This window comes from Mangrovibacillus sp. Mu-81 (genome assembly GCF_036867415.1).
In the GTDB taxonomy this organism is placed as follows: Bacteria; Bacillota; Bacilli; order Bacillales; family Bacillaceae_B; genus Rossellomorea.
The window spans coordinates 57,926-80,113 of the sequence record NZ_JBAJHU010000011.1 but is presented as its reverse complement, the minus strand read 5'-3'; the positions used below and the strand labels follow the sequence as shown (position 1 = coordinate 80,113).

At 43.3% G+C, this 22,188-nt stretch carries 20 protein-coding genes and 4 tRNA genes; 19 read left to right on the top strand and 5 right to left on the bottom strand.

Going from position 1 to position 22,188, the window contains the following annotated elements; genetic code table 11:
- Positions 1–516: 516 nt before the first annotated feature.
- The gene (locus V6B33_RS18300) at positions 517–2,241 is read right to left on the bottom strand and encodes an ABC transporter ATP-binding protein (protein ID WP_334219125.1); all 1,725 of its coding nucleotides are present in this window, start codon (positions 2,239–2,241) and stop codon (positions 517–519) included.
- 288 nt (positions 2,242–2,529) lie between these two features.
- Here V6B33_RS18300 and V6B33_RS18295 point away from each other — a divergent pair, with 288 nt between their 5' ends.
- Positions 2,530–3,822: an adenylosuccinate synthase gene (locus V6B33_RS18295; RefSeq protein ID WP_334219124.1), complete on the top strand. Its 1,293-nt coding sequence runs from the start codon at positions 2,530–2,532 to the stop codon at positions 3,820–3,822.
- Between the two features lie 61 nt (positions 3,823–3,883).
- On the opposite strand, the gene V6B33_RS18290 is transcribed toward V6B33_RS18295, so the two are convergent.
- Positions 3,884–5,017, bottom strand: a complete 1,134-nt coding sequence (locus V6B33_RS18290) for an ion channel (protein WP_334219123.1) — start codon at positions 5,015–5,017, stop codon at positions 3,884–3,886.
- 16 nt (positions 5,018–5,033) lie between these two features.
- Between V6B33_RS18290 and V6B33_RS18285 the strand changes: the two genes are divergently transcribed.
- The 18 genes from V6B33_RS18285 to rlmH all read left to right on the top strand — a co-directional run bounded on the left by V6B33_RS18285 (position 5,034) and on the right by rlmH (position 19,606).
- A complete protein-coding gene (locus V6B33_RS18285; protein WP_334219154.1) occupies positions 5,034–5,498 on the top strand; it encodes a hypothetical protein in 465 nt (154 codons plus the stop codon).
- Entirely contained in the window at positions 5,495–5,803 is a 309-nt protein-coding gene (locus V6B33_RS18280; protein WP_334219122.1) for a hypothetical protein, read from the top strand. The genes V6B33_RS18285 and V6B33_RS18280 overlap by 4 nt, the downstream gene beginning before the upstream one ends.
- Position 5,804: 1 nt before the next feature.
- Positions 5,805–7,055 carry a glutathionylspermidine synthase family protein gene (locus V6B33_RS18275; protein ID WP_334219153.1) on the top strand — a complete coding sequence of 417 codons (1,251 nt, stop codon included), beginning with the start codon at positions 5,805–5,807 and terminating at the stop codon, positions 7,053–7,055.
- A 15-nt stretch (positions 7,056–7,070) separates the two neighbouring features.
- Positions 7,071–7,484, top strand: coding sequence for a DUF350 domain-containing protein (locus V6B33_RS18270; protein WP_334219121.1), 414 nt, complete (start codon positions 7,071–7,073; stop codon positions 7,482–7,484).
- Between the two features lie 343 nt (positions 7,485–7,827).
- Entirely contained in the window at positions 7,828–8,784 is a 957-nt protein-coding gene (locus tag V6B33_RS18265) for a nuclease-related domain-containing protein (protein ID WP_334219120.1), read from the top strand.
- Positions 8,785–8,972: 188 nt separating this feature from the next.
- Positions 8,973–9,048, top strand: a tRNA-Lys gene (locus tag V6B33_RS18260).
- 38 nt (positions 9,049–9,086) lie between these two features.
- Positions 9,087–9,158: transfer RNA gene (locus tag V6B33_RS18255), tRNA-Glu, on the top strand.
- A gap of 135 nt (positions 9,159–9,293) precedes the next feature.
- Positions 9,294–9,370 (top strand) — tRNA-Asp (locus V6B33_RS18250).
- A gap of 191 nt (positions 9,371–9,561) precedes the next feature.
- A tRNA-Phe gene (locus V6B33_RS18245) sits at positions 9,562–9,634 on the top strand.
- A 354-nt stretch (positions 9,635–9,988) separates the two neighbouring features.
- Positions 9,989–11,455, top strand: a complete 1,467-nt coding sequence (locus tag V6B33_RS18240) for a peptidoglycan DD-metalloendopeptidase family protein (RefSeq protein ID WP_334219119.1) — start codon at positions 9,989–9,991, stop codon at positions 11,453–11,455.
- Positions 11,456–11,803: 348 nt separating this feature from the next.
- Positions 11,804–12,514 carry a response regulator YycF gene (gene yycF, locus V6B33_RS18235; RefSeq protein WP_334219118.1) on the top strand — a complete coding sequence of 237 codons (711 nt, stop codon included), beginning with the start codon at positions 11,804–11,806 and terminating at the stop codon, positions 12,512–12,514.
- A gap of 6 nt (positions 12,515–12,520) precedes the next feature.
- Positions 12,521–14,350, top strand: a complete 1,830-nt coding sequence (walK, locus tag V6B33_RS18230; protein WP_334219117.1) for a cell wall metabolism sensor histidine kinase WalK — start codon at positions 12,521–12,523, stop codon at positions 14,348–14,350.
- Entirely contained in the window at positions 14,347–15,699 is a 1,353-nt protein-coding gene (locus V6B33_RS18225) for a YycH family regulatory protein (RefSeq protein ID WP_334219116.1), read from the top strand. The genes walK and V6B33_RS18225 overlap by 4 nt, the downstream gene beginning before the upstream one ends.
- Positions 15,686–16,510, top strand: coding sequence for a two-component system regulatory protein YycI (locus tag V6B33_RS18220; protein WP_334219115.1), 825 nt, complete (start codon positions 15,686–15,688; stop codon positions 16,508–16,510). The genes V6B33_RS18225 and V6B33_RS18220 overlap by 14 nt, the downstream gene beginning before the upstream one ends.
- Positions 16,511–16,515: 5 nt before the next feature.
- A complete protein-coding gene (locus tag V6B33_RS18215; RefSeq protein WP_334219114.1) occupies positions 16,516–17,310 on the top strand; it encodes an MBL fold metallo-hydrolase in 795 nt (264 codons plus the stop codon).
- A 204-nt stretch (positions 17,311–17,514) separates the two neighbouring features.
- Complete coding sequence (locus tag V6B33_RS18210; RefSeq protein WP_334219113.1) at positions 17,515–18,753, top strand: S1C family serine protease; 1,239 nt, start codon at positions 17,515–17,517, stop codon at positions 18,751–18,753.
- A 120-nt stretch (positions 18,754–18,873) separates the two neighbouring features.
- Complete coding sequence (locus V6B33_RS18205; RefSeq protein WP_334219112.1) at positions 18,874–19,032, top strand: CxxH/CxxC protein; 159 nt, start codon at positions 18,874–18,876, stop codon at positions 19,030–19,032.
- A 94-nt stretch (positions 19,033–19,126) separates the two neighbouring features.
- The gene (gene rlmH, locus V6B33_RS18200; protein WP_334219111.1) at positions 19,127–19,606 is read left to right on the top strand and encodes a 23S rRNA (pseudouridine(1915)-N(3))-methyltransferase RlmH; all 480 of its coding nucleotides are present in this window, start codon (positions 19,127–19,129) and stop codon (positions 19,604–19,606) included.
- Here the strand turns inward: rlmH and V6B33_RS18195 are convergent.
- The 3 genes from V6B33_RS18195 to V6B33_RS18185 are packed head-to-tail and all read right to left on the bottom strand — an operon-like array spanning position 19,499 to position 22,138.
- Positions 19,499–21,265 carry a recombinase family protein gene (locus V6B33_RS18195; RefSeq protein ID WP_334219110.1) on the bottom strand — a complete coding sequence of 589 codons (1,767 nt, stop codon included), beginning with the start codon at positions 21,263–21,265 and terminating at the stop codon, positions 19,499–19,501. The two genes, rlmH and V6B33_RS18195, sit on opposite strands and share 108 nt — an antisense overlap.
- Before the next feature lie 29 nt (positions 21,266–21,294).
- A complete protein-coding gene (locus V6B33_RS18190) occupies positions 21,295–21,429 on the bottom strand; it encodes a hypothetical protein (RefSeq protein ID WP_334219109.1) in 135 nt (44 codons plus the stop codon).
- Positions 21,430–21,460: 31 nt separating this feature from the next.
- Entirely contained in the window at positions 21,461–22,138 is a 678-nt protein-coding gene (locus tag V6B33_RS18185; protein WP_048718276.1) for a helix-turn-helix domain-containing protein, read from the bottom strand.
- Positions 22,139–22,188 lie beyond the last annotated feature (50 nt).

The window sequence follows — 22,188 nt, the reverse complement described above, 5'->3', positions numbered from 1 at the left end:
GGTCCGGCTGTTCTACGGATGGATATAGAGTTTGAAGATACCGGTGCTTCGGCTGATAAATAGATAAAAAAACTCCAAGGATGCTTGGAGTTTTTTTAGGTTGGAGATGATGTTTGTTTAAATATGCAATAAAAAAAAGCTTGAAATTCAGGGTTTTATTAAACATACCTCATTTCCTGCTGCTGCAAGGTCAATAATTTGTCTGTTTTAATGAAAAACATGTTAATCTGATGGTTGTTCACAAAATGCACCAGGGGTTATTATCGTAAATGAGGATTTTATTATCGATATCAAAGAATTTATTTTCAAAAATCCAAATTTTATTATCGAAATCTTTTTGACAATTATCAAATTCAATATGTAATTACCGCTTTTAAAATGTTACTAACGGAAAAAGCTATTTGTTATCGATATTGTAAACACTTGCTTCCGCATCGAGTCCATCTTAAACCTTGCTCGTGATTGGGAACCATAGAAAAACTCCAAGCACCTTGCATGCTTGGAGTTTTTTCTGCGCTATAAAATCGTAGCATGCTGATGGGCATGCAGCTTCGTGAAAATCCCGTCTTCAATCGATAATAGCTCTTCATGCGTCCCGTCCTCCGCGATGCCGTTCTCGGTAACGACGAGGATGCGGTCCGCTTTCCGGATGGTTGCGAGTCTGTGGGCGATGACCAGGGTCGTGCGGTCTTTCGCGAGTTCGTTCAACGCATCCTGGATGATCGCTTCTGTCTCGGTATCGAGGGCGGAAGTCGCTTCATCAAGAATCAGGATCTGCGGGTTTTTCAAGAACATACGGGCAATCGACAGACGCTGCTTCTGTCCTCCTGATAATTTCAGGCCTCTTTCCCCGATCTGCGTATCATACCCGTCGGATAGTGAAGCGATCAGGTCGGTCAGATGTGCCCGTCTCGATGCTTCCTCGATCTCCTCCTGGGTCGCATCCAGCTTCCCATAGGCGATGTTTTCCCTTAGAGTGCCTGTGAAAAGGAAGACGTCCTGCTGCACGATACCGATTTGAGATCGAAGCGATTCCTTCGTCATATCCCTGATATCGATGCCGTCGATGGTGATCGAGCCTGATCCGATATCATAGAAACGAGGGATCAGCGAGCAGATCGTCGTTTTCCCCGCACCTGAAGGGCCGACGAATGCGACGGTCTGACCGGGTTCAATATTAAATGATAAATCGTTCAGTATGGGGCGGTGAGGCTCATAGCCGAAATGAACGCCGTGAAATTCAATATTCCCTCTTAAAGTAGATACCTCGATCGCATCCGGACGGTTTTCGATATCCGGTTCGACATCCATCAGCTCCGTGAACCGTTTAAAGCCGGCCATCCCTTTCGGATAGAGTTCGAGGAGAGCGGAAATCTTATCGATCGGCTTGAACAGCACATTGATATAAAGAATGAAGGCGACCAATTCTCCGTAGGTAAGTGCGCCAGAGAAGCTCAGCCACGCCCCGTATACAAGGATGATCAGCGTCATCAGGCGTGTTGTGATATAAATGCCCGACAAGTTCACACTCATGACATTGTATGCTTTTAATTTAGACTTACGGAAGAATTGGTTGTTTTCATTGAAGCGGTCCATTTCGAATTGTTCATTGGTAAAAGACTGGACGACACGCGATCCGGAAACACTGTCTTCCACCCGGCTGTTCACGTCGGCGATATTGCCGTACATCTTCGTCCAGGCCTTATTCATCTTGATGTTCGAATAGGAAATCAGCCAGATAAGGAACGGCACGACGATGATTGCGACAAGCGCGAGCTTCACATTGATCGTCAGCATGATCCAGAACGCCCCGATGAACGTCATGACGGCAATGAATAAATCCTCCGGCCCGTGGTGGGCAAGCTCCCCGATATCCATCAGGTCATTCGTCACCCGGCTCATGATATGACCGGTCTTCGTGTTATCAAAGAAGCGGAACGACTGCCTCTGCACATGATGGAACAATTCCCGCCTCATGTCGGTCTCGATATTGATGCCGAGCTTATGTCCCCAGTAGTTCACGACGAACTGCATGCTCGAGCTCAGCAGATACAATGCGAGCAGACCAGCACTCACTTCCAGGATCGTGCTCCAGTTCCCTTCCGGCAGCAGTGTATCGATGAACCAGGAAACCGCAAGCGGAAACCCAAGCTCCAGCAGCCCGACAAGCACGGCACAGGCAAAGTCTATGTAAAACAGCCGCTTATGAGGACGGTAATAACTGAAAAAACGTTTAATCATGATAATCACCTCTGTATTCAATTGTATGAAAAATCAAAAATCCTTATCTAACCATATCAAAAATCAAAAAATCGGGCTATTACTTTTTTATCATCCACACTAACACTATGCCATATTAAAGTGGAGCGGGATGGGTCTTTAGTTAGCTAAAGACCACCCTTTTTACGAACATAAACATAAAGGTATATAATAATGTTCGTGTTTTGATTGACTTTCCCGTCTTCTGTTGTTAAAATGAGTTTGTTTGACAAAAGAGGGAATACTAATTCCTGTCGGAGGTGCTATCGTATGTCTTCAGTAGTAGTAGTAGGTACGCAATGGGGAGACGAAGGAAAAGGAAAGATTACTGACTTCCTTTCTGAACATGCAGAAGTAATCGCACGTTATCAAGGTGGAAATAATGCAGGTCACACAATCAAATTCGATGGTGAGACATATAAGCTGCACTTAATTCCTTCTGGTATTTTTTATAATGAAAAAATCTCGGTCATCGGGAACGGAATGGTTGTCGACCCGAAAGCATTGGTGAAAGAATTGAAATATCTTCACGATCGTGATGTGACAACGGAAAACCTGCGCATCAGCAACCGCGCGCACGTCATCCTTCCTTATCACCTGAAGCTTGACGAAGTGGAAGAAGAGCGCAAAGGGGCAAACAAGATCGGTACGACGAAAAAGGGAATCGGTCCTGCCTACATGGATAAAGCGGCACGCATCGGGATCCGTATCGCCGATCTTCTCGACCGTGCTTCTTTCGAAGAAAAGCTTGCACGCAACCTGGAGGAGAAGAACCGTCTTCTTGAGCGCTTCTATGAAACGGAAGGGTTCAAAATCGAAGATATCCTGGATGAGTACTACGAGTACGGCCAGCAAATCAAAAAGTACGTAGTCGATACATCCGTCGTATTGAACGATGCGATCGACAACGGACGCCGCGTTCTTTTTGAAGGGGCGCAAGGAGTCATGCTTGATATCGACCAGGGTACATACCCATTCGTTACATCTTCGAACCCGGTAGCGGGCGGAGTGACGATCGGTTCGGGTGTCGGTCCTACGAAGATCAATCACGTCGTCGGTGTATCAAAAGCGTACACGACTCGTGTAGGGGACGGACCTTTCCCAACTGAGTTGAACAATGAAATCGGAAATCAAATCCGTGAAGTCGGCCGCGAATACGGTACAACGACTGGACGTGCGCGCCGCGTCGGCTGGTTTGACAGCGTGGTCGTACGTCATGCACGCCGTGTCAGCGGACTGACGGACCTTTCATTGAACTCGATCGACGTATTGACAGGCATCGAGACACTGAAGATCTGTGTCGCATACAAATACAATGGCGAAATCATGGAAGAGTTCCCGGCGAACCTTAACATCCTGGCTGAATGTGAGCCGGTATACGAAGAGCTTCCAGGCTGGACGGAAGACATCACAGGCTGCAAGACGCTTTCTGAGCTTCCTGAAAATGCACGCCACTATTTAGAGCGCGTATCCCAACTGACAGGCATCCCGCTTGCCATCTTCTCTGTCGGACCCGATCGTTCACAAACGAATGTAGTCCGCAGCGTATGGAGTGCACGATAATTTTTCAATAAAAAAAGAAGCTGACCCCCTAATGAAAGCGGGTCAGCTTCTTTTTCTTTCGTTAAAAGGCAGCCGTCAATTCTTCATACACACGGTCATGACAGACAATATAAAGGGTATCTTCCGGCTGCAATTCCCGGTTGACGGCATCGGTGAAATCCATATTATCGTTGACCGCAAGCAGGACAGCACCGTTTTGCAAAAGCGCTTCTGAAGCATTCTTGAGGGTCTTCCACTCTGCTTTCGGTTTCAGTTCATGGATATTATTTCCGTACCGCTTGCTCATCAACTGGCGGAATAGAGTGGTCGTTCCCGGGTGGATCGTCGCTTTTGCCATTAAAAAGGATACGGAATCATTCGAGAGGATGAAATCCTCAACCGCTATATGCTTGAATTTAGGAATATGGCGGTCTTCTGAAACCTCTACGATCGTATGGATTTCCTTCGAATACGTCTTCGACAGGCCTTCTACGGCCGAAGCGATCAACAGCGTCTTTCCATCGATGAGTGACGGATCTTCGATGCGGGAATCAGAGAAGATCGCCACTCTTTTGGCATCCAGGATGTTCCCTCTCAACAATACCGCTTCGTCCGACGGGTCGCCTTGAATATAATGGACCTGTTCATGATCAACGGGCGATTCGCTCAGTGTATCGATCAGGACGATCTCGGCTTCAGGGAAATGGGCCAGTACTTCCGCAATCGCCTTTTCCGTCTTTTTGGACCAGTTCATATAGATATAATGATCTTTCATGGTATACTCAAGCTTCCCTTCCCGTTTGTATTTTTGAAACGTAGTGAGGGCATCCACCGTCTTCGTGATCAGAACCCCGATGATGCCGATCCCGAAGATGAAGAGGAATATGCCAAGCAGGCGTCCGCCCACGGTAACGGGATAGAAATCGCCATATCCGACGGTCGTCAGCGTGGTCATCGTCCACCAGAAACCGTCAAATAATGAAGGGAATCCTTCAGGTTCTAAAAAATAGATACCGAACGTACCCATAACAATAATGATGATGGATAACATTAAGATAAAACCAAAATCCATTTTGGATACTTGCTTCCAAAGCCTCATAAAAATGGCCATGCAACCGCTCCTCACAAAGAAATCATAGGTTAATAATACCAATAACCGAGTTGAAAATGAAACTATTCCTTTTATCATTCGTATAGTTAAAAGACAAAGCAGCAAACAAAGGAGAGTAATGATGACAAGACCCCTGTTGGAATACCGACTGTTAAAAGGCTTGAATGGCTTCGAACCGATCTTTCATTATCCGGATATCGAACTCGAACAGATTCTTGCCCGCCGGGAATGTGAGTTCTTCGTCAAAGACGGCGTCACCTATAAACAGATTTCATCCGCCATAGAAGGGAACCTCTTTCTTATTTATGTAGAAATCTATGAAGAAGAGCCTGTCACGGACCCGTTGTTTCCGCCCCAGGGCTTGATGCTCGAAATCCGTGATCTGGATTCGCGCGGGAACCACCCGATTTTGAAGCAGGAAAAATATGAAGATCATCTGGATGTTTTAAGTATGATCGGTTCAGTATATACCTATATTGATGGTGCAGAGTATGAACGGGACTCAGCTGAAATCGATGAAGACCGATCCGTTTACATCTTATATGTCAAAGCAACAGGAGAAAAACTGGAGGAGGAAGCAAAATGAGCAAAACGAAAAAAATGATGGCAGGAGTCGTCGCATCCGTCATGGCCATTTCCGTCACGGGCTGCGGCAATCAGGATCTCCCGCCGGAACCGACGGACACAGACTGCGATGACTGGGACTGGGACGAAGAAAGCGGCACCTACTACTGCGACGACAGCCGTTCTTCCCACTTCGGATATTTCTGGTTCGCCGGCAGGATGTTTAAAAACAAATCAAACCTGAGAAACCACTCAAGCTATAAATCGTATTCGAAATCCTATAAATCAGGGCTGGGAAGCGGATCGAAAGGCGGATTCGGTGGCTGATATGGATACAGTCCACCGTGAGAAGAGAAGCGCCTTTTATGGAGAGATACCGGATTTCTGGCATGACCTGTATGGAATGGAATACGCCCTCTTAGATGTAAAAAAAGAATCGACCGCCTTTATTGAAACGGTCCGTGATGCGTCCGACAAAGTCTATAAAGTGTACCGGAAAACGGCCGACCTGCTCCGGGAGCTCAGTGACGACTCGCTTCTGGAATTGGGATTTCCCGAGGAATCACTTTCCTACATACGATTCAAATCGATCCCTCAGGAATGCATCATCGGCCGGTTTGATTTCGTCGTCCGCGGCGATAAGGTGAAATTACTGGAGTTCAACAGTGATACGCCGACGTTTCTCAAGGAGCTGTTCTTGGTGAACGGAAAAGTATGTGACTGCTTTTCCTGTGCAGATCCAAATGCCGGTTTTGAAGAACAGCTGGGACTCGAACTGCGGCGTGCACTGCTTGCTTCCTGGCGTGCATTGGAGCGGGACGGCTCGCCAAAGATCGTCTTTTCCTCGCACAGTGACCACGAAGAAGATTATTTGACGACCAGGTATCTGCAGTCATTAGCGGGTGTTCATTCTGAATTTGTCAGTCTCGATCAACTTCAGGTCCGGACGGGGAGTGAAGCAGGCGTCTATACTCCCTCAGGGGAGCGGATCGATGTTCTGTACCGCCCGACATATCCCATCGAGCATCTGGTAGATGACATGGAACCTGAAACAGGTGAAAAAGTCGGCTTGGATTTGATCGGACTTGTGTTGGAGAAGAAGCTCGCGATTTTGAACCCGCCTTCTGCATTTTTGCTCCAGTCCAAAGGGGTGCAGGCCTTGATTTGGGGGCTGCATGAATCGGGGAGTGCATTTTATACAGAGGAAGAGCACGAATGGATTTCTGCTTTCTTTTTACCGACTTATTTAGATGCGGACGTATTCGAGGAACGCGGGTCAACCTATGTCCAGAAACCGGCGTTCGGCCGTGAAGGGGACACCGTCTGCGTGATCGAAGCCTCCGGCAGGGTCGTGATGAAGGATGCGAAGGAGACCTATAAAGAAACATTGCCCGTCTATCAAGAGTTCATCGAGCTCCCGCGGGCGGACATCCGTACCGATGAAGGTCCGAAACCAGCAAGCCTGATGATCGGCAGCTTCGTCATAAACGGCTTGCCGGCCGCGATCGGGTACCGTGCGGGAAATGCCATTACAGATAACGAATCATACTTCCTTCCGATAGGAATTGCGGAAGATTAAAAAGGAGAGAAACCTATGCAACTCATTACAAGTGAAGCACTTATCAGCTTTCTGGCCCACGTCGGCACCGGCCTGGGGCTCATGATCCTCGGCGTCATCGTATTCGCATTCACCACAAAATTCTCAGAAGCCACACTCATCCGCGAAGGCAACATCGCCGTCGCTTTGAAGCTGTGGGGAAAAGCCATCGGACTCGCAATCGTCATTTATACTGTGTGGTCCAACAGTGTGAGTCTGTTAGATGCATTCGTGTGGGGCTTGATCGGAATCGCCACCCAGGTCATCGCTTACTGGATCATTGAATATGTATTAACGCCGAAGACGAATCTCGCCAAGAAAGTGGAAGAAGGCAACGTGGCCATCGGCTTCAGTTTATTTTCCGTTTCGATCGTGGTCGGGCTGATTGTTGCGGCCAGTTTGACTTATTAGGTGTTTGTTCGGGCTGCAGCCTGGTTCTGTGTGAGAGCGGAGCTGGGTTGTGGTTTTTTTGTATGGGGGGAGGGAACACTTTTTTGAGGATTCTGAATAATGCGGGGGTGGGTATTGAAAATGACAAATTTCAGATTTTGATAATATATTTCTATATTTGATAATAAAAGTGTTGTTTTTGATAAAATATCCTGATTTTTGATAATAAGTTGTCTGTTTTTGATAATATAATAATTCCCGACCCAGTAATACCCCCTTTACCAATCAAAAATCCAGTCAAAAGAAGGATTTCTGACCTTTCATATCGAATAACTACTAAACAAAACTAGATTGGATTGATGAAATGATCGTAAAAGCAAAACAAATTCCCCCTGTTATCCTAAAGTTACAAGCACTTTCCCCCAGAGTTCCTCCCCATCACAACAAACATTCATTTATCAAGGATGATTTAGCGAGGTATCTGGCAGGATACAAAGGTGAAAAATCAATTGAATACTATCTGAGTTTTCTTCCGGATGAAGAATACTATATTTTTCATGATATTCGATTATTTGACGGCGAACACTTTTTCCAAATGGATACACTTATCTTAACGAAAAGACTAGTGTGTATTTTAGAAATAAAATACTTGGCCGGAATCATTGAGTTTGATCGAGATTTTAATCAGATCATCCAAATAAAAAATGGCCAGGAAAAAGCTTATCCAGATCCAATCACACAGCTGCAGCGGCAAAAAAGCCAACTGAATAAATGGTTGAAACGTAATAATCTCGCGCAACTCCCTGTGCAAGGCTTCGTTGTTTTCAGTAATCCTCAAACCGTCATCAAATCAAATGACAAATCCACAAAAAATATTGTAATCAAAAGTCACACCCTGCATTCAAAGATTTCTGACCTTCAAGATCAAAAAAAAATGGATGTATTGACTCAAAAAGAAATCAAAAAGATCATACGAATTCTCATGAAGTATGATACGCCTTTAGATCACTCAATAATAGAACAGTATCAACTTTCCAGAGGGGATGTATTAAAGGGAGTGATTTGTGAAGTTTGCAATCATCTTCCCCTCCAGAGAATTCATAGTTACTGGTACTGCAGTCAATGCACTTATAAATCTAAAGATGCCCATTTGGCAGCCGTACAAGACTATCAATTGCTCTTTGGGAGCGTGATAACCAGTAATCAACTAAAAGAATTCTTGGAAATTACCTGCTCATCACTGGCAACCCGGATCCTCAAGTCAGTTTCTTCCTCTATGGAAGGTGAGAACAAGGGGAGGGTGTACACTCTCTCAAAATAATCATAACAAAGCCATCAGTTCAAAAAGAATTGATGGCTTTTAAAGTGTCTTAAAACACTTTTCTCCCCCCCAAAAATAATTTTCAACAAAATTCAACAAAAAACTATTGCCCCCACCCTCCTTACGTGATAATATTAATTTCGTTGTCACGAAAGCCGTCGCGAAACTTTCGTGTTGATATATATTGTGAGCCATTAGCTCAGTTGGTAGAGCATCTGACTTTTAATCAGAGGGTCGAAGGTTCGAGTCCTTCATGGCTCACCAAAGATTTTTGCGGAAGCAAAATATCTATCATCATGCATGGCCCGTTGGTCAAGCGGTTAAGACACCGCCCTTTCACGGCGGTAACACGGGTTCGAATCCCGTACGGGTCATATCTTTACTTTTTACTAGATTCATTGTTTGGTAATTTAATTGGTTGCTTGATAATAGATTACTAAGATAAGTGAATGATTGTTATTTTGCAAAGCAATCCATTGATAGTTATTTCGCTATCAACGAAAAACTTTGGTCCGGTAGTTCAGTTGGTTAGAATGCCTGCCTGTCACGCAGGAGGTCGCGGGTTCGAGTCCCGTCCGGACCGCCATTTTATTTTCATTCATGTCCCGCATCTAAAGCGATACATACACGGCTCAGTAGCTCAGTTGGTAGAGCACGATGAATAATCTTCATCCGAGTAATCATCAGCGTACAGCCCGAGCAGCAACTTGAATAATCCTCCTGAGAGCTGGACGATGGACAATCGGATTCTCAAATTAGGAACGAATATTTTATTATGGCTCAGTAGCTCAGTTGGTAGAGCAATGGACTGAAAATCCATGTGTCGGCGGTTCGATTCCGTCCTGAGCCATCTACAAAAAGTACTGCGATGACTTTGACTCTCGTAGTACTTTTTTATTATGGGTTTGTAACAGTAATGTAACAAAAATCTACAAAATTCCACTTTTTCCTTCGAAAAGAATATTTCCCCTCTGCGCCAATATCCCTAGGTATAGTAAGGGTTTTCACGCAAAATTCATCAGAATGGTACATTTGATATGCTGGTAATTATACAGTTTTATTACAATCATGATACTTTTCCCCGTATTTCGTCGAATTATGGTAAATTAGTAAAGTACAAATTTACAAGAATATTTACTAAAATTAGGCATAATGAACGACCAACACAGTGATTTTTGCTTTTTAGTTTACAGGAGGCAAGACAATGAAGTTTGGAGAACGCTTATTACCCAATTTAGAAAAATATAAGAGTCGCTCTTCTCAGTTAATGAAGAAGGCAGCGATCACAGCACTTGCACTTTCAACCCTGACATTTTCATCTGTTTCTGCAGAGGATTCATCAGATAAAGAGCTGCAAACCATTTATCATGTTTATGTAAACAGTGAATATGTAGGGGCAGTGACCAATCAGGATGAAGTGAAGAACATGCTTGAAGAGAAGCTTGAGGATGCGGAAAAGAAGTATGCAGACTATCAAGTGACCTGGAATAACGACATTACCTACATACCTGAGAATGTTTTTACGGCAAAAACAAAGAATCAGGAAGTATTAAATATTATCACGAATTCAATGGCAGTTGAAGCGAATGCTTATGCATTGGTTGTCGATAACAAGGCAGTAGCTTATGTAAAAGATAAACAGACTGCTGACGAAACGTTAAAGAAAATCAAGTTAAAATATGTATCTGAAGATGAATTGAAAGACTTGGAAGCACGCAAAAAGGACTCTCATTCTTCTCTACCCGCTTTAAAGGAAAATGAAACACGTTTACTGGACGTTTCATTCAAAGAAAATGTGGATGCTGAAAAAGCACAGGTAGATCCAAAAGAAATCCTTTCTTCAGACGAGGCTGTCAATCTTCTGCTTAAAGGAAGTCTGGAAGAGAAGAAGTATAAAGTCGAAGAAGGCGACGTTCTTGGTTCGATCGCTGAAAAACATAAGTTGACGACTGCCGAGCTTTTAAAGCTTAACCCTGGACTGGATGAAGATGGAGCTTTGAAAATTGGTTCAGAACTGAAAGTAACTGTAAATAAGCCGTTTGTTCATACGGTTGTGAAAAAAGAAGTCAATGAGATCGAGAAAATCGCTTACGATAAAGAAGTGGTTGAAGATTCTTCAATGAACAAAGGCGATACGAAAGTGAAACAGGAAGGCGAAGACGGGGAGACTTCCGTTACCTTCATTTCAACAGAAGTAAACGGGTCTCAGACCGACAAGAATGTGACGGAAGAAAAGGAACTGAAAAAACCTGTTAAATATATCGTCATCAAAGGAACGAAAGAAACTCCTTCACGCGGATCGGGCAGCTTTGCATGGCCGACAAACGGAGGATATATTTCTTCCAACCAGGGCCCTCGCTGGGGCAAAGTGCACAAAGGGATCGATATTGCCCGTCCAAGTGACAAGACGATCAAATCCGTCGATAACGGGGTTGTCGTTTCTGCAGGCTGGGACGACGGCGGCTACGGCAATAAAGTCGTGATCGATCATCAAAACGGCTACAAAACGATTTATGCTCACCTTGATTCCATTTCAGTCTCAGCCGGTCAAACGATCGGAAGAGGCGAAAAGATTGGAATCATGGGAATGACCGGAGAATCAACCGGCGTTCACCTGCACATCGAAGTATACAAAAACGGGTCACTCATCAACCCGCTGGATGTACTATAAAATTAAAGAACAACCAATACGGGACTGACACCAGCATTATCGTTGTCAGTCCCCTTTGTTATATATGGGCCGGCCGTGTTAAGCAGGTTAAGCGTATTCCTGATGATTCTACCAGTTGATTGGAGTCGCGGTAATCAACAATATAAATGAAAGATTTCATTTATAATCACTCCAGACCACCGGTAAAACCTTAAATTCGAAGAAGTTTTGGGAAAATGGACATGAAATCAAGGTATGATAGAGTAAAAGATGAATTAAGTTGCAGAAAGTGATAAATTTAAAGGAAGAACCCTATACTAAGGAAAAAACTTCAAGACCGAATTTAATTGTCAAAGGAGATCAATTGATATGGATAAAAAGATTCTAGTTGTTGACGATGAAAAGCCGATTGCGGATATTTTACAATTTAATCTGAAGAAAGAGGGCTATGAGGTCCATTGTGCGTATGATGGCGATGAGGCTGTGAAAATGGCAGAGGAAGTAAAGCCGGACTTGGTCCTTCTTGATATTATGCTTCCGAATCGTGACGGGATGGAAGTATGCCGGGAAATCCGAAAGAAGTATGAGATGCCGATCATCATGCTAACGGCAAAAGACTCTGAAATTGATAAGGTGCTGGGTCTTGAGCTTGGCGCGGATGATTATGTGACGAAGCCTTTCAGTACGCGTGAATTGATTGCGAGGGTGAAAGCGAACCTGAGACGCCACCAGGCGGCAGCTGCCCAGGCGAATGCAGAGGATGAAAATAATGAAATCACGGTTGGTTCTTTGACGATCCATCCTGATGCGTATGTCGTGTCAAAGCGCGGGGAAACGATCGAACTGACCCACCGTGAGTTCGAACTGCTTCATTACCTGGCGAAACATATCGGACAGGTAATGACCCGTGAACACCTTCTACAAACGGTGTGGGGCTATGATTATTATGGGGATGTCCGTACGGTGGACGTAACGGTAAGACGTCTGCGTGAGAAGATCGAGGATAATCCCAGCCACCCTACTTGGATCGTAACACGTAGAGGAGTCGGTTATTACTTGCGAAATCCTGAACAGGAGTAAGGTTGAATGAAGAAAGTTGGTTTAACGCGATCGATCCATCTTAAGTTTGTCATGATTTATGTGCTCCTTATTCTCCTGGCGATGCAGATCATCGGCGTTTATTTCGTGAGGGAATTGGAGAATAAACTTGTTGAAAACTTTCAAACCAGCATAAAGAGCAGAGTTGATCTGCTTGAGTACTCGGTCCGTGAAGAAATGGTCAAGGATCGTGCCGAGGGTGACCCTACGAAAGAAAATGAAATTAAGAATCTATTACAAGACAGTGATGACAGCAGGTCTGACATCGAAGAAATACGAGTCATTGATCAAAAGAGCAAAATAATAGGTACCTCCGATGCGAATAATCAAGGACTGGTGGGACGGCCGACCAATGAAATCCTTGTCAAGCGGGTCCTGGTTGGAGGAGGGCCTTATGATGATATCTATGTTGATAAACAATCAGGCGACCGTGTATGGGTGCTTGCTTCGCCCATCGAAAGAAATAAAGAAATCATCGGTGCTATTTTTCTTGTAGCCAAAATTGAAAACGTCTATGACCAGATGAATGAAATCAATAAAATCTTCACGAACGGCACGGTGATTGCGCTTGCGATCACGGCCATATTAGGGGTTTTGCTTGCACAAACGATCACCCGGCCGATTTCTGATATGAGAAAACATGCTCTTGCTATGGCGAAGGGGAATTTCTCGCGCAAAGTTAAAGTGTACGGCTATGATGAAATCGGACAACTGGCCATGACATTTAATAATCTTACGAAGCGGCTGCAGGAAGCTCAAGCGACGACAGAAGGGGAAAGAAGAAAACTGTCCTCTGTTCTTTCTTATATGACGGATGGAGTCATCGCCACGGATCGTAAGGGAAGAGTGATTTTAATTAACGATCCTGCAGTTGAAATGCTGAATGTTTCACGTGAAACAGTCCTCTCACAGCCAATCGTGTCACTGCTTGGACTCGATGAAGAATATAACTTCGAGGATCTCTCCAATGAGCATGAATCGATCATTTTGGATTACAGTACGAAAGAAAAGCCTTATATTCTGAGGGCAAACTTTTCAATCATCCAAAAGGAAACCGGGTTTGTCAACGGGTTGATCGCAGTTCTGCACGATATTACCGAACAGGAAAAGATCGATCTGGAGAGACGGGAATTCGTTGCCAATGTATCACATGAATTACGTACTCCCCTGACCACGATGCGAAGCTATTTGGAGGCATTGGCAGAAGGTGCTTGGCAGGATGAGGATATCGCTCCGCAATTTTTAAATGTCACTCAAACTGAAACAGAGCGGATGATCCGTCTCGTAAATGATCTCCTGCAACTTTCAAAAATGGACAGCAAAGATTACCGGTTTAATAAGGACTGGGTAGATTTCATCCTCCTATTCCACCGGATCATCGACCGTTTTGAGATGACGAAGAATTTGAATGTCACCTTTGAACGATACTTACCCGATGAAGCGATGTTTGTTGAAATTGATCAGGATAAGATCACGCAGGTTCTGGATAATATCATCTCCAATGCATTGAAATACTCACCTGAAGGCGGCACCATTACATTCAGCGTGAAAGAAAACAATGGTTTTATCGAGATAAGTGTATCGGATCAGGGATTGGGGATTCCTAAAGAGAATCTTGATAAGATTTTCGAACGTTTCTACCGCGTGGATAAAGCACGCTCGAGACAGATGGGCGGTACAGGGCTTGGACTTGCAATCGCCAAGGAAATGATATCAGCACACGGTGGTGATATATGGGCAACCAGCATAGACGGTAAAGGAACGACCATTACGTTCAAGCTCCCATATGATCCGCTACAAGAGGATGATTGGTCATGAACTATGAAAAAATTAAATCCATTGTTTTGACGCTGCTGGTAGCCATGAGTATTTTCCTTACATGGAACCTTTGGACGTATCAACCTCAATATAATGAAATAGAGAGCACGGAAGCTTTTGATGTTTCAATAGGGAAAGAGAGAAAGAAACTGGAATTGATCAAACCCTATAAAGTCTTTTATAATCACGACAACAAAATTTCAGGCTCTCAGGACAGTGATGAAATCGATACGGTCTTATATGAAATGAGCAGCTGGCGCTTAGTGAATACAAAAGATGTCAGCAATCAATATACTGATGCAGAAATAGAAGAGTTGATTCAAGCTCCGGATATGATCAATTTAGTGTTTCCGGACAGTGTTCCCCTTTCGCTTTATAAGAAAATCATAAAATTCGATGAAAATAATATACCCAAGACCACTTTCAACCGGATCGTCATTGACATGAATTATAACAATTCAAGCAATGGTATTGTCTATTTTGTATTATATGGAGAAGAAAACGAGAAAGTGGTAGTGGAAAGCAAGGTAGATGCAGATAAGCTGCAGACACTCGAGAAGAAGTTTGTTCAAAAAGCCGTTTACAGTGATTCATATGCAGAATACTTTAAATACAAGCTGAATGACAGAAAAACCATTCTGCTCCCAGTCAAAGCAGGGGAATATTATAAGATCAAATACTCTACCGAACAGCTGAATGCGGAAGATTTCGTGAAGGCTCTCTTCAAAGATCCGAGCAATGTCAGTCATAATTCAACGGGCACCGAGAAAATTTACAGGGACTCTTTCAGCTTGATGAAGATAAATGAAGATTATAGTACTCTCTCTTTCGTGACACCGGGTGTGGATGCGGCGACAAATATTTCAGGAGATTTACTGATAGAGAACAGTATTCAGTTTGTAAATGAGCACGGAGGATGGACCGATCAATTTAGATTCTTCTCACTGAGCAGGGAAGAAAGCAAGATTGAATACAGGATGTTCCTTGATGATTTCCCTGTCTTCAGTGATATTTATGGGATGACGGAAATTGCCCAGATATGGGGGATTGATACGATTCATCAATATCAACGTCCATTTTATCAGTTGGTGGAAAATTATTCTTCCATCTTTGAGCTTGTCAAAGTCCAGCTTCCATCAGGTTATACAGTGCAGCAGGCCCTGGAGGAAAGTGAGATGGACCTGGATTATGTCGAGGATATCGCAATTGGATATAAATTGACGAGGGACAGTACCAATGAAGACATCCTTCTGTATGATTTCAAGCCCTCATGGTATTATAAATACAGTGGTTCCTGGCTGCGGCTTCCTCTGGATGAGTTTGGAGGGATCGAAAATGGACTGGAGTAAAACAAAATCTATTTTCATCATCGTTTTTTTGATATTGAATATCTTTCTGATGACCATGTTCATTAAAAAGATTTCAGCTCCTGAAGTGTTGTCGGCAACGGATAATAAACAATCCCCTATCGAGGCATATAACATTTCTTATCCTTCAGATATAAAGTCGACAGCGAAAACGGCATTAAGTGAGTCGAACATCAGGGCAAAGACGAAAAAGTTTACAGATGATGTGAAAGAGAACTTGAAAAAACAAGAGGTTAACATATTAACAGAGAACACACTGTATTCCACTTTGGATGAACCTTATCCACTCGGCGATAAACTTGCTGAGAAAGAGTTAAAGGATAAGATGAATGGTTTTATCAATGAATATGTCATGGACGGCGATCAGTATACGTTCAGAGAGTTTAATGAAGAAGAGAAAACCGTTAGTTATAACCAAACTTATGAAGATAAACCACTGTTTCATAACGCAAATGCAGAGATTGTTTTCGATCTGAATAACGAGAATGAAATTGTTTCCTATAAACAAACGATGGTGGAAGATATTCAGAACTTCGGCGAAGAAAGAAGTATCCTTCCCCCGTTTGACGCATTAAAAATACTGACTGACAGTAATAAAGTACCTTCTGACAGTAAAGTCACGGAATATGAAATCGGGTATTCGACGAATGTATTCTCAGATTATCAGATTGTGATGGCGCCAACTTGGCATTTCACGCTGGTTAAAGGCGAAACAAAACAGGACTTATCCATCAATGCCATTGATGGAACGATAATCGAGAGGAAAAAAACAGAGAAAGAACTACTGGAGTGAGAAGTATGACCATGCATTTTAGTGTACTAGCCAGCGGCAGTACAGGAAATGCGATATTTGTTGAAACGGAAGAGCATTCTTTCCTTGTGGACGCCGGTTTGAGCGGCAAGGCGATGGAAGGTTTGTTCAGTCAAATTGATCGTAAAATTGAAGATTTGTCAGGCATTTTGGTTACTCATGAGCATAGTGACCACATTAAAGGGATCGGTGTGCTTGCGAGAAAGTACAAGCTTCCGGTTTATGCGAATGAGAAGACATGGAGTGAGATGGACCGTCTCGTTGGGAAAATCGATAATGAACAGAAATTTTCTTTCGATATGGAGACGGCCAGGCACTTTGGCGGCATGAGCATCGAGTCGTTCGGCGTATCGCATGATGCAGCCGAGCCGATGTTCTATGTGTTTCATCAGGGTGAAAAGAAGCTTGTCCTCGTGACCGACACAGGCTATGTCAGCGACCGGATGAAGGGCATCATTTCGAATGCCGATGCGTACGTGTTCGAAAGCAATCATGACGTGGGCATGCTCAGGATGTGCCGCTACCCATGGAATATCAAGCGCCGCATCCTGAGTGATATCGGACACGTTTCGAATGAAGATGCTGCCGTTGCGATGAGCGAAGTGATCGGCGACAGGACCAAAGGAATCTATCTTGCCCACCTGAGCCTCGATAATAATATGAAAGACCTGGCACGGATGAGTGTGACCCAAACGCTTGAGTCAAAAGGAATAGGCGTCGGCGAACAAATCGATTTGTTTGATACAGACCCTAAAGTCCCGACTCCATTAGTAGCCATCTGACCCATTTATATGTTTAAATGGGTAAATTTAGAGGAAAGTAAGAGGGTGAAGGCTGCTGTGGCTTTTGCCTTTTTATTTTGAAATAAGATGAAAAAGACTATTATTCTTAACTGTTTTTCATCATTTTTTAATTTCACCTGACTATAATCAGGCTTGTAAAGATAAAATAACAAAAGGAATATCTGTGAGAAAGGATGATGGTAGATGGGTTACTATGATGATCAAGATCTTAATAGAGAAGGCAGGGGCAAGCAAAAAGGAAACCGCGGAGGCATGTTCCTTGCCGGGCTGCTTGGTGTGGTCTTCGGTGCAATCATGATTATTATTGCGCTTCCTCAGTTACATAACCTGGATGTTTTACCCTATTCAATCCAACCCGATGAGGATTTGAAGGAAACGGACGAAGCGTACCATAACGGCAAGACCAGTAACGTATCAGTGGATGTGACGACGGATATCACGAAAGCCGTTGAGAAATCCAGTGACTCTGTCGTCGGGATATCAAATATCCGTTCCCAAAGCTTCTGGGGCCAGACTGAATCTCAGGACCAACAAGCCGGGACAGGCTCTGGTGTCATTTATAAAAAAGCAGGGAATAAAGCATATATCGTCACCAATAACCACGTCATAGAAGGAGCGGATCAATTAGAAGTGACGCTCGCTGACGGGACAAAGGTTCCGGCAACCCTGCGCGGAGCTGACGTCTGGACAGACCTTGCCGTCCTCGAAATCGACGGAAGCAGTATTGAAAAGGCAGATGTGGCCGAAATCGGCAACTCGGATGAACTGAAAGCCGGCGAACCGGTCATCGCCATCGGAAATCCGCTTGGACTCCAATTCTCTGGTTCAGTCACACAAGGCGTTGTTTCCGGAGTGGAACGGACAATCCCGGTCGATATCAACCAGGACGGAATGGAAGATTGGAATGCAGAAGTGCTGCAGACAGATGCAGCCATCAATCCTGGTAACAGCGGAGGTGCATTGATCAACATTTCCGGTCAGCTGGTCGGGATCAACTCCATGAAAATCGCACAGGAAGCTGTCGAGGGTATCGGACTCGCGATTCCGATCAACTACGCCATGCCGATCATCGAGGACCTCGAGCAATATGGAGAAGTGAAACGGCCTGCGATGGGTGTTGTGCTCGAGGATGTAAATCGGATCTCTGCCTACCACCAGCAAGAAACACTAAAACTTCCGAAAGAAGTCAACTATGGTGTCATGGTCAGACAGGTCGTACCGAATTCACCAGCTGCACAAGCCGGCCTTCAAGAAATGGATGTCATTGTAGAACTGGATGGCGAGAAAGTCGAAAGCCTGATCGACCTGCGAAAACATCTTTACAATAAAAAAGAAGTGAACGACCAAATGAAAGTCACGTACTATCGAAATGGCGAAAAGCAAGAGCTCACAATGAAGCTGACAGATGAATCCCGCATGTAGGTGTGGATAAGTAAAAAGCAGGAGGGGAATCGTACCTTTCCTGCTTTTTCTATACGTGATATGATAATCTGTGGATAAATAAATGAACTGTTTTAATTAAAATAGAAGGAGGTACCTGCTGTGATTTATTGTTGTTTAGAGCATGTGGAGCTTGCCATGGACATCATTGTCGACGAACATGAAGTCGCACCGGACTTAAAGGAACTGTCGGAAGAAGAACAGTTATCCACAACCTGTGAATATTGTGGGAATAACGCAATATATATTGTGGCGAACTAATATTCTCCTACAGGATGTGGATGGATAATGTGGATATGTGGATAAGTTCTGTGGATAATGTGTTTGTAAATTGTTTGTAAAGCGAGGACGGAATGTGAATATCACGATAGTAACGGTTGGTAAACTGAAAGAAAAGTACTTAAAGCAAGGAATCAACGAATATGTAAAGCGGCTCGGAGCCTACGCCAAACTGGACATCATCGAACTTTCCGACGAAAAGGCACCCGAAGTATTGAGTGATTTAGAAGTGGAACAAGTGAAGAACAAAGAAGGAGAACGCATCCTTGCTAAGATTTCTCCAGACCATCATGTCATTGCCCTCGCAATCCAGGGTAAAATGAAATCATCAGAAGAATTGGCGGACAACCTCGACAAACTGGCCACCTACGGAAAAAGCAAAGTTGCTTTTGTCATCGGCGGATCACTCGGGTTAAGTGATGAGGTAATGAAGCGGGCGAATGACACCCTATCCTTCTCTAAAATGACGTTTCCTCATCAGTTGATGCGGTTGATTTTGGTGGAGCAGATTTATCGGGCGTTTCGGATTAATCGGGGGGAACCGTATCATAAATAAGGGTAAAAGGTTAAGGGAAGCAAGTGCCTCCCTATACATATCTTCCTTAGATATTTGGCTAATTATGGAGTGATCAATCGGTGCAATGCAGTTGATGTGATCCATACTATTCAGGAGAACACTTGCACTGCCTTGTAACGCCTCAATGGTAAAGTCAAACATCAGATTAATTTGTGTAATTTGTCTCCCTTCCTTGAAGGATACTCTTTCCTTGGTTATTTGGATATCCTTAACAAAAAGAGCGAGCAGTTCTTTTTTCTCTGCAGCGTCTGCTCGCTCTAATATGGAGTCAAGGTTCTTTAGAAGCTGTTTGAGTGCGTCTGCATCGACAGGGTCTTTGCTGACATTTAGAAGCTGTTTTTTGACATGTTCAATACGTTCTTCTATGTTAAGGAGGAAATCCTTCTGCTCCTTCATTTTCTTTTTGTAGATGTCTCGTAGTTCTGGATCATCCATTAGTAGAGAGACGAGATTATCCAGTTGCTTTTCTGTCTTTTGCTTACTTGATACAAGTCGATTTAGTTCTTCTTGAAGTGGACGTTCAGCATCAGAACGTTCTTCGTTCATCTTTTCAACTAATCGTTCAATGAAATAAGGGAGAGTTACGACACGGTTCAGCTCGTCAAGGACATATTTTTCTGCCTTATCTGCATTAATGGAGTGAGCTTGGCAAACCGTCCGTCCTTTATTTTTATATTGACCACATTGATACATTCGATAGACCTTCCCATTTTCGCCTTTTGACTTTGCAGCAACCATTCCATATCCGCAGCTTGGGCATCTAAGCAGTCTACCTAAGAAGTATGGTTTAGCAGATTGTGCGGGTCTGCGTGAGCGTTTTTGTAATTTCTCCTGGACTTGATTCCATTGTGATGCCTCTATGATTGGGGTATGTGTACCATCTACCAGTACAGGATCCGGATTCTTTCCTTGTCGTCGTCTTTCTGACCAATTCTCATGCTGATTAAAACGAATCTTCCCAATATACATGGGATTATTTAAAATTGTTTTAACAGAAATAGTCGAGAATTCCTTATTCTTTTTTGTTTTAATACCACGTTTATTTAAGTCATACGCTATCTTCTTAAAACCATATCCTTTGTCTGCGAGGTTAAATATATCCTGCACAACTGCAGCCTCTTCCTCATTGACCACAAGCTCTTTATCAATAACATTGTATCCAAATACAATACCTCCATTCCACTTACCTTGCTTCGCTCGTTGATTCATGCCCATTTTGACACGATCAATAATAGTTGATCGTTCCATTTCGGATATTGAGCTAAGTACGGTATAGAACATCTTGCCTCCCGGAGTAGATGTATCAATACTTTCGGAGTAACTCATAAGCTGAACGTTATGACGTTCTAATGTCTCAATGATCTCAAGAGAATCCCTTGTTTTACGAGCAAGTCGGTCAAGTTTGTAAGTAATCACTGCATCAAACTTGGTGTCTTTAGCATCTCTTAATAGTCTTAGCATTTGGGGTCTGCCCTCAATACTTTTTCCACTGCGACCTTCATCAATATACTCATCGATGATTTGTATATTACGATGCTTCGCATAATCTCGAAGCAGTTGTTTCTGTGCTTCAATACTGTAACCTTCTGATGCTTGCTCTTCTGTACTTACGCGGGCGTAAATGACTCCTGTTAACATGTAAATCCTCCTTTAAATAGAAAAGACACTTATGCCTCTTCCTTTTTAGCTTCTTTTTCCCCAGACTTTACGAGTACTGAGACAAACTGGTTTATAAATGCATCCCGTTTGTGTTCTTCCTGTTCAAGTGTTTCAACTAGATTATGTATCTGTATATCTTTCATTGACTTTCTCCTTTATTAAGAGCTGTATTCGCTATTTTTCATCTGACAGTAAAGAGAGTAGTTCCTCAGCTGATAGAGATTTCTCAATTCCATCTAATAAGTCACTTGCTTCAACAAATGGATGTAAAGCATTTTCCTTATTAAAAGCTTCATTTTTTAACTTAGATGTCTCAAATATAAGTCTGGATGTGAGATGAAATATATCATTATGTGAAATATCTTCTTTTAAACGAACATGAAGCAAAGGAGTAACAGATTGCTTATCATAGCAGTGGTACAGTAAAAGGCCTTTTGTGTCATTAAAAGCAAAGTAATCCTCTACGTCATCCTCATGACTTTGATCCTTATCATTTTCCGTATCATCATCTTCCAGGAAAAAATCCTCATCATCTATATAAGTAATATCAGGTTTACCAATAGAAAATAAGTTCTCTTCTCCTTGATAGAATTCATCGGTAACTGAATCAAGTGGTACTCTATACTCCCTAGTTAGCTTGTGGACTAGAAGAAATGAAGGGTTTTTAGAATCACCTCTTTCAATTGCTGAGATAGACTGAGGAGTAACTCCAAGACGAGATCCAAGAGAAGTTATTGTGTAATCAGATCCTTGATATTGCACCATATGTTGTCTAAAAAAACGAAGTCTACCACCTAAATTAGAGTCCTTTAAGTATTGAAAATCGTAAGAACTAATATAAATTCCGGACATGCAATTACCTCCTATGAGATTATTTCTTGCTTCTAGGATAGCATTGTAGT

What these genes read in the sequence shown, in the direction of transcription:
- V6B33_RS18300 (WP_334219125.1), bottom strand. Translation starts at nt 2,241, where the DNA reads ATGATTAAACGTTTTTTCAGTTATTACCGTCCTCATAAGCGGCTGTTT.
- V6B33_RS18295 (WP_334219124.1), top strand. Translation starts at nt 2,530, where the DNA reads ATGTCTTCAGTAGTAGTAGTAGGTACGCAATGGGGAGACGAAGGAAAA.
- V6B33_RS18285 (WP_334219154.1), top strand. Translation starts at nt 5,034, where the DNA reads ATGACAAGACCCCTGTTGGAATACCGACTGTTAAAAGGCTTGAATGGC.
- V6B33_RS18280 (WP_334219122.1), top strand. Translation starts at nt 5,495, where the DNA reads ATGAGCAAAACGAAAAAAATGATGGCAGGAGTCGTCGCATCCGTCATG.
- V6B33_RS18275 (WP_334219153.1), top strand. Translation starts at nt 5,805, where the DNA reads ATGGATACAGTCCACCGTGAGAAGAGAAGCGCCTTTTATGGAGAGATA.
- V6B33_RS18270 (WP_334219121.1), top strand. Translation starts at nt 7,071, where the DNA reads ATGCAACTCATTACAAGTGAAGCACTTATCAGCTTTCTGGCCCACGTC.
- V6B33_RS18265 (WP_334219120.1), top strand. Translation starts at nt 7,828, where the DNA reads ATGATCGTAAAAGCAAAACAAATTCCCCCTGTTATCCTAAAGTTACAA.
- V6B33_RS18240 (WP_334219119.1), top strand. Translation starts at nt 9,989, where the DNA reads ATGAAGTTTGGAGAACGCTTATTACCCAATTTAGAAAAATATAAGAGT.
- yycF (WP_334219118.1), top strand. Translation starts at nt 11,804, where the DNA reads ATGGATAAAAAGATTCTAGTTGTTGACGATGAAAAGCCGATTGCGGAT.
- walK (WP_334219117.1), top strand. Translation starts at nt 12,521, where the DNA reads ATGAAGAAAGTTGGTTTAACGCGATCGATCCATCTTAAGTTTGTCATG.
- V6B33_RS18225 (WP_334219116.1), top strand. Translation starts at nt 14,347, where the DNA reads ATGAACTATGAAAAAATTAAATCCATTGTTTTGACGCTGCTGGTAGCC.
- V6B33_RS18220 (WP_334219115.1), top strand. Translation starts at nt 15,686, where the DNA reads ATGGACTGGAGTAAAACAAAATCTATTTTCATCATCGTTTTTTTGATA.
- V6B33_RS18215 (WP_334219114.1), top strand. Translation starts at nt 16,516, where the DNA reads ATGACCATGCATTTTAGTGTACTAGCCAGCGGCAGTACAGGAAATGCG.
- V6B33_RS18210 (WP_334219113.1), top strand. Translation starts at nt 17,515, where the DNA reads ATGGGTTACTATGATGATCAAGATCTTAATAGAGAAGGCAGGGGCAAG.
- V6B33_RS18195 (WP_334219110.1), bottom strand. Translation starts at nt 21,265, where the DNA reads ATGTTAACAGGAGTCATTTACGCCCGCGTAAGTACAGAAGAGCAAGCA.
- V6B33_RS18190 (WP_334219109.1), bottom strand. Translation starts at nt 21,429, where the DNA reads ATGAAAGATATACAGATACATAATCTAGTTGAAACACTTGAACAGGAA.
- V6B33_RS18185 (WP_048718276.1), bottom strand. Translation starts at nt 22,138, where the DNA reads ATGTCCGGAATTTATATTAGTTCTTACGATTTTCAATACTTAAAGGAC.